This window comes from Providencia sp. 6390 (assembly GCF_058148425.1).
Map to the genome: position 1 here is coordinate 1 of NZ_JBYVYL010000018.1, position 8,462 is coordinate 8,462.

At 48.7% G+C, this 8,462-nt stretch carries 1 protein-coding gene; it reads left to right on the plus strand.

Annotation, left to right across the window (positions count from 1 at the left end; all coding sequences use genetic code 11):
- On the plus strand, positions 1 to 8,462 hold an 8,462-nt coding region (locus AC3Z9T_RS21160), incomplete at both ends, for an amino acid adenylation domain-containing protein (RefSeq protein WP_490128032.1).

The following is an 8,462-nucleotide window of genomic DNA, read 5'->3' on the forward strand; positions in this document are numbered from 1 at the left end:
CGCAGGCGATACCCGACTGGTGGCTTACCTTTGCCCACAAGCCGGTATCACGCTTGAACCCGCCGAGCTGCACGAGCAGCTCTCGGTGCACTTGGCCGACTATATGCTCCCATCCGCCTTTGTGATGCTTGAAACATTCCCCTTGACCCCTAACGGTAAACTTGACCGTCAAGCACTGCCTAAACCTGACCAGTCTGCGGTGGTAACTCGTGGTTATGAGGCGCCTGTCGGCGATATTGAAACATCATTGGCTAAAATCTGGCAGGAACTGCTGGGGTTAGAACGAGTGGGACGGTATGATCACTTCTTCGAGCTCGGCGGCCACTCGCTGATGATAGTTAGCCTAATTGAGCAACTGCGCCATCAGGGGTTAACGCTAGATGTCAGAGGCGTTTTCTCCAAACCCGTGCTGTGTGATATGGCACAAGCAATGTTGGCACATCAAGATAAACCGGCTGTTATAGTGCCACCTAACCGCATTCCCGCAGGCTGCACCACTATCACCCCTGATTTGCTGCCACTAGTGGCACTGACCCAGACGGAGATCGATACCATCGTAGCAAGCGTGGCGGGGGGTGCTGCTAATGTGCAGGATATCTACCCGCTATCACCTCTACAGGAAGGTATTCTTTTCCATCACCAAATACAAAAACAAGGTGATACCTACCTATTAAGAAATTTGGCGGCGTTTGATAGCCGTGAATGTCTCGATACTTTCCTTAGTGCACTTGAGCAAGTGATTGAACGCCACGATATTCTTCGTACTACCGTGTGCTGGCAGGGGTTAAGCCAACCGGTGCAAGTGGTTTGGCGCCATGCAAACTTACCCATTACGACTTTTGAACCAACCTCACAGGACGATGTGCTAGCACAGTTACAAGCCCATACAGATCCACGTACTCACCGTTTCAATTTGACTCAGGCCCCGCTATTTAGAGCCGATATTGCCTACTGCCCTAAACAACACGAATGGTTGCTAGCATTACGTTTCCATCATCTTGTTTGTGACCATATGACATTAGCATTAATCGTTAGTGAAATTCGCCAGCGATTACAAGGACAACAGGATGCATTGCCAGCGCCGCTGCCCTATCGTAATTTTATCTACCAAACATTAAATGTACCGACCGCTGAACATGAGGCCTATTTCCGCGAACAGCTGGCCGATATTGATGCACCAACCGCACCGTTTGGCGTGCTAGATGTTCAAGGTGACGGCGGCAATATCATCGAAGCGCATTTAGCGCTAGAAAGTACATTAGCCTCAGCCATTCGCCGTCAGGCGCGCTGTTTTGGCGTTAGCCCGAGCGTGCTATTTCATGTAGCGTGGGCACAAGTACTGGCACAAACCAGTGGCCGTGATGATGTGGTTTTCGGCACAGTGCTGCTCGGTCGTTTACAGGGCTCTGCGGGTGCCGATCAGGTAATGGGGATGTTTATTAATACACTGCCGCTGCGAGTTTCACTTGCCGATAGCAGCGTGGCACAGGTAGTTGAGCATACCGCACATCATTTAATGACGTTACTAGAGCATGAACAAGCCTCACTAACATTAGCGCAACGCTGTAGCGGCGTAATCCCCCCTATGCCGTTATTCAGCACGCTATTTAACTATCGCCATAACTCACAAGATATTGATGCCCTTGATTGTGGTGGAATGCGATTACTCACCTCAGAAGAGCGAACAAACTATCCACTTATTCTGTCTGTTAACGATAGCGGCAACGCATTTAGCTTGGAAGCCCAAGCGGTAGTAGGTATTCATCCTGAACGTGTGATCAATTACCTGAAGATAGCGCTCAGCAACCTGACCGCCGCACTGGAAGCCAATCCTCAGACTTCAATACGTTGCCTATCGGTGCTACCCGAATCAGAGCGTCAGCAATTGCTAGTTGAGTTTAATACTATTGAAACAAATAGCCTGCCGCACACACTTATTCACGAACAGTTTGAAGCACAGGTTGCCCACACGCCAAATGCCATCGCAGTGGTATTTGGCGAAGCTGCTCTCAGCTATGATGCTCTTAATCGTCGTGCAAACCAACTTGCACATCATCTGCACACCCTTGGCATACAGCCCGACGATCGGGTGGCCATCTGCGTTGAACGCAGTCTGGATATGGTTATCGCTATACTAGCAGTACTGAAAGCAGGTGGTGCTTATGTGCCTTTAGACCCAACTTATCCTGTCGAACGTCTGGCTTATATGTTGGAAGACGCTGCACCTGTTGCGCTGTTAACACAAACCGCGCTCGTCGGGTTATTCGATAGCACACTACCGATTATCGAACTCGATAACCTACCAGCGGCAATTACTGACGAAGTACCAGATACTAACCCACAGCCACAATCATTAGGTTTAACATCTGAACATTTGGCCTATGTGATTTACACCTCAGGCTCTACGGGTAAACCCAAAGGGGTGATGGTTGAACATCGCAACCTGTGTAATCTGGTTACTGCGCTGGCAGAGACCTTTACTATCAACCATGATAGTCGTCTGTTACAGTTTGCTTCGTTCAGTTTCGATGCCTGTGTATTTGAAGTTGCGACAACCCTTTCTCATGGTGGTTGTTTAGTATTGGCAACCAAAGACGCCTTGTTACCCGGCGAAGCGCTGCTAACAACATTACAAATGCACGCTATAACTCACGCATTATTACCACCAATTGCCGCCAATGCCCTGCCATCTAATGCAAAATTACCGACATTAAAAACGCTTATTTTAGGGGGAGAAGCCTGTACCGCTGCGCAAGTTAAGCGATGGGCAGCTAGCCGACGGGTATTTAATGCCTACGGCCCAACAGAAATTACCGTCTGTGCCACTTTGGCACATTGCGATGCGAACCATGACGCCCGCCCTCCAATTGGTCGCCCTATTGCGAACACACAAATTTATATTTTGGATGCGCAACAACAACCTGTTCCACTGGGTGTTACGGGTGAAATCTATATTGGTGGCGCAGGAGTAGCGCGCGGTTATCTTAACCGCCCAGCAATGACCGCCGAGCGTTTCATGATTAATCCATTTAGCGATGTTGCTGATGCTCGCTTTTATAAAACAGGTGATCTGGGTCGTTGGTTGCCAAACGGCGAAATCGAATACCTCGGTCGTAATGACTTCCAAGTAAAACTGCGTGGTTTGCGTGTTGAATTAGGTGAAATAGAAGCACAATTAATGCAGTGCAACGGTGTGAGTGAAGCCGTGGTGATTGCTCGTGAAGATACTCTCGGTGATGTCAGGTTGGTTGCCTATCTTTGCACACGGTCTGGGGCTCAACTGCACCCAAGTGACTTACGTCAACAGCTCAGCCAACATTTGGCAGAATATATGGTGCCGTCTGCCTTTGTCATGCTTGATGCTCTCCCCATCACACCAAACGGTAAATTGGATCGCAACGCACTGCCTTTACCTGACCAAACCGCCGTGGTGCATCGTGATTATGAAGCGCCGCAAGGCGAGCTAGAGATAGCACTTGCATATATTTGGCAAGAGCTGCTAGGGCTAGAGCGTGTTAGCCGCTATGATCAGTTTTTTGAACTCGGTGGCCATTCGCTGATGATAGTCAGATTGATTGAGCGCCTGCGTAACCTTGGTTGGACACTCGATGCCGGAAGTGTCTTTTCTGCCCCTGTTCTCTACGAGATGGCACAAACTATACTGGCACAGCAGGATAAATCTGCGTTTATCGTTCCCCCTAATCGTATAACTCGAGATACGGTGAAGATCACGCCTGAATTATTGCCGTTAGTCACATTGTCTCAAGAAGAAATTGATACTGTTGTCGCAACCGTGCCCGGCGGGGTCGGCAATGTGCAGGATATCTATCCGCTGTCACCTCTACAGGAAGGTATTCTATTCCATTACCAATTACAGGAGAAAGGCGACACCTATCTGTTAAACAGCTTGCTCGCCTTTGATACACAAGTACGCCTTGATGCTTTTATAGATGCATTACAACAGGTAATTACACGCCACGATATTCTGCGTACTACTATCTGTTGGCAAGGGTTAAACCAACCTGTGCAAGTAGTTTGGCGACAAGCACCGCTGGCGGTCAAAATGCTAGAAGCAACATCATCAGACACAGTGCTAGCCCAATTACATGCAGCAAATGATCCTCGTCATCATCGCCTTAACCTTAACCATGCGCCACTACTGTCAGCAATGACGGCGTATGATCCTGCTTGTGATGAATGGTTATTGTCTTTAAGTACTCATCACTTGATAAGTGATCATATGACACAGGCGTTAATCATCGACGAAATTCGCCTGCTGTTACAAGATAATGAGCAATCCTTACCTAAACCGCAGCCATATCGTCACTTTATTGCACAAATACTGAGTATTCCGCTTTCTGAACATGAACACTATTTCCGCAGCCGACTGGCTGATATTGATACGCCAACTGCCCCCTTTGACTGCATAGATGTGCAAGGCAATGGCGAGAACATTACCGAAGCACATCTTTCACTCGATACCTTATTGGCAGATAAGCTACGCCGTCAGGCTCGCCATTTAGGTATCAGCGCTAGTGTGCTCTTCCATGTTGCTTGGGCACAGGTATTGGCACTGACGACAGGCCATAATGACGTGGTGTTTGGTTCTGTACTTTCAGGGCGTTTACAAAGCAGCACTGACGCTAGTCAGATGATGGGGATGTTTATTAATACGCTACCGCTGCGTGTATCACTAGGCGATAGCACTGTCTATGAAGTGGTTCAAGAGACCGCGCAAGAGCTAATGGCATTATTAACCCATGAACAAGCACCGCTCACATTAGCACAGCAATGTAGCCAAGTGCCCGCCTCGCTGCCTCTATTTAGCACGCTATTTAATTATCGTCATTCCCCTAAAGAAACCCACAACCGATTCTGGGAAGGCATTCGCCAATTAAGTGGGCAAGAACGTACTAACTATCCTATCACGCTATCAGTGGATGACCTTGGAGAGGGCTTTGAGCTGACTGCAAAAACGGTTGATGGGGTTGATCCTAAACGAATAATTCACTACATGCACAGAGCGATAGAAAGCCTGATAACGTCGCTTGCAAAAACACCGCAGCAGGTAGCATTAAACTTATCGATATTGCCAAGAACTGAGCGCCAGCAGCTCTTGGTTGAATTTAATGCTACCGAGGCTGATTTTCCTCGTGAAACACTGATCCAACAACAATTTGAAGCCCAAGCACAACAAACCCCTGAAGCTATCGCGGTGGTGTTTGAAGATAAACAGCTTACTTATGCAGAGCTCAATTGTCGGGCTAATCAACTGGCGCATCACTTGATTGCCCTTGGTGTTAAACCAGATGATCGCGTTGCTCTGTGCATTGAACGTAGCCCCGAAATGATAATTGGCTTGCTGGGTATTCTTAAAGCGGGAGGGGCCTATATGCCAATGGATCCTGCTTATCCCGTCGAACGCCTTACCTATATGCTTGATGATGCAGAGCCTGTGGCACTGCTTACCCAATCAACCCAAGAGGCCTTGTTAGGCCGCTCTCTGCCTGCTGTGCTGCTTGATACACCCGCCACCAATGACTATCCAGACACTAACCCTGTGATTGAAGGGCTGTATGCAGGGAATTTAGCGTATGTGATTTACACCTCAGGCTCTACAGGCAAGCCGAAAGGTGTAATGGTCACACACCGCAATGTGCTTAACCTTGCTACTGGATTACAAACACTGCTTGCACTCGATAGCCCTAGCCGTGTTGCTCTTAACGCAAGTATTGTATTCGATGCCTCGGTGAAAAACTGGATACAACTACTATCTGGTCACACTCTCGTGTTGGTACCTGATGCACTACGTGCTGATGCACATCAGCTCTGGCGCTACTTTGCTCGTCATGAAGTAGCGCTATTTGACTGTACCCCCGTTCAGCTGCATTGGTTATTAGACGCAGGGCTTGGCACTGATCCTAACTATCAGCCCGCACAGGTACTTATTGGTGGTGAAGCGATAGTGCCTGTTGTTTGGTCACGGTTACAATCGCTCTCCCAAACCCGCTTTATTAATGTGTATGGTCCAACCGAATGTACCGTTGATGCGACCGCTTGTGTGGTTGACAATACTCAGCCGCTTCCCACCATCGGTAAGCCGCTTACCAATACTCGTATCTATATTCTGGATAACACTGGTCAGCCCGTACCAATAGGTGTGACTGGTGAGCTTTATATTGGTGGTGCAGGTGTTGCTCGCGGTTATTTCAACCGCCCTGAACTCACTGCTGAACGCTTTATTGCTGATCCGTTCAGCGACCAGTGCGGAGCCAAACTTTACAAAACAGGCGACCTTGGTCGTTGGCTACCTGATGGCAGCATTGACTATCTCGGTCGTAATGACTTTCAGATTAAGGTGCGCGGTTTTCGTATCGAAGCAGGTGAAATTGAGTCTCGCCTTCTGCATTGTACTGGGGTAAAAGGCGCCTTGGTGATCAGTCGTGAAGATACAGCGGGAGATAGCCGCTTGGTGGCTTATCTCTGTGCTCAAACAGGTGCTGAACTACACCCTACAACACTACGTGAACAACTTGCTGTTTCATTAGCAGACTACATGATCCCATCCGCTTTTGTAACGCTCGATGCTTTCCCACTCACCCCTAACGGGAAACTCGACCGTAAGGCATTGCCTGCCCCTGATCAATCCGCTTTTGCAAGCCGTGACTATCAAGCACCACTGGGTGAGATTGAAACACAGCTCGCCACACTCTGGCAAGAACTGCTCGGGTTAGAACGAGTGGGTCGTTATGACCACTTCTTTGAACTCGGTGGTCACTCTCTTCTTGCAGTACAGTTACTTAACCGTATGAATAGTGCAGGAATAAACATCGCACTAGCAACGCTGTTTGTACACCCAACATTATGCGATTTGGCGGCGGCAGTAACCGCTACGGCCAATGATGCAACACTTGCCTTCCCTGTGGCCGATCGTACAGAGCTCCTGCCTCTGTCGTTTGCTCAGCAACGTCTGTGGCTCCTTATTCAGCTCGATAAGGCCGCCAGTCAGGCTTATCATCTGTCTTTTGCACTACGTCTGACAGGCAAACTTGACCGCCTTGCATTGATGGCTGCGCTCGATGGGTTGATTGCACGCCATGAAAGCTTACGTACCCGTTTTATCGCCATCGATGGACAACCTTATCAACAAATTACCACTGATACCGCAGGCTTTAGTCTGTCTTATCATGATTTACGTGAATTGGATGAAGTAACACGCACCACTCGCCTAGAGGTATTGACCGAACAAGAAACTCGTGCACCTTTCGACTTGACACAAGGGCCACTGATCCGCGGTCAGCTGTTACAGTTAGAGGATAATACGCATGTATTGCTGCTAACCTTGCACCATATTATTTCCGATGGCTGGTCTACAGGTATTCTAGCACGCGAGCTGGCGGCGTTGTATCAAGCTGCTATTGAAGGGCTAGATGCACAACTGCCGCCGCTTCCAGTTCATTACGCCGATTATGCTGTTTGGCAACGTCAGCATCTGCAAGGTGAAGCACTCCATGATCTGCGTGATTATTGGTGCAGTCATTTACAAAATGCTCCTGCACTGTTGGAACTACCAACTGATCGCCCTCGTCCGTCAGTACAGCGTTATGCAGGGGATCGAGTTCCTTTCCATTTAGATGGTGAACAACTACACCGTCTGTATAGGCTAAATCAACAACAAGGTACCACCTTGTTTATGACGCTGCTGGCAGCGTGGTCTGTGGTGTTGTCTCGTTTGAGTGGGCAAGAAAACATTGTGATTGGTACCCCCGTTGCTAACCGCCCTCGCCAAGAGCTGGAAGGCGTGGTTGGCTTCTTCGTCAATACGTTGGCCTTACGTACTGAATTGCGTCACTGTCGCACCGTCGCGAGCCTACTTAGTCAAATACGAGAACACGCACTGGAGGCCTACGACCATCAAGCGCTACCGTTTGAACAGCTGGTTGAAGCGCTACAACCTGTTCGTAGCCTTAGTTACAGCCCTATTTTCCAAGTGATGTTGTCGCTAAATAATACCCCAACGCAGGCGCTAACGCTGCCTAATCTGGTGCTTTCTCCTGTTGAGCAACCGCAGCATAGTACCCAGTTTGATATCACACTTTCTCTAACTGAAACGGAAAATGGCCTTGATGGTGGACTTTTCTATGCCACCGACTTATTTGATAGCGAAACTATGCAGCGTATGGTGACTTATGTTAAAAATATCCTGATGGCGATGGCAGACGATGTCACCCAACCGATTGCCACCTTACCAATGCTTTCAGAGCGTGAACGTCAACAGTTGTTAGTTGACTTTAACGACACCAACGCCGATTTCCCTCAAGATGCACTGATCCATCAGCTATTCGAAGCGCAAGTTAACCGCACCCCTGAAACAATCGCTGTGCGGTTTGAAGACCAACATCTGACTTATGCTGAGCTCAACCGCCGTGCGAATCAATTAGCGCACCACCTGATTAGCCTTA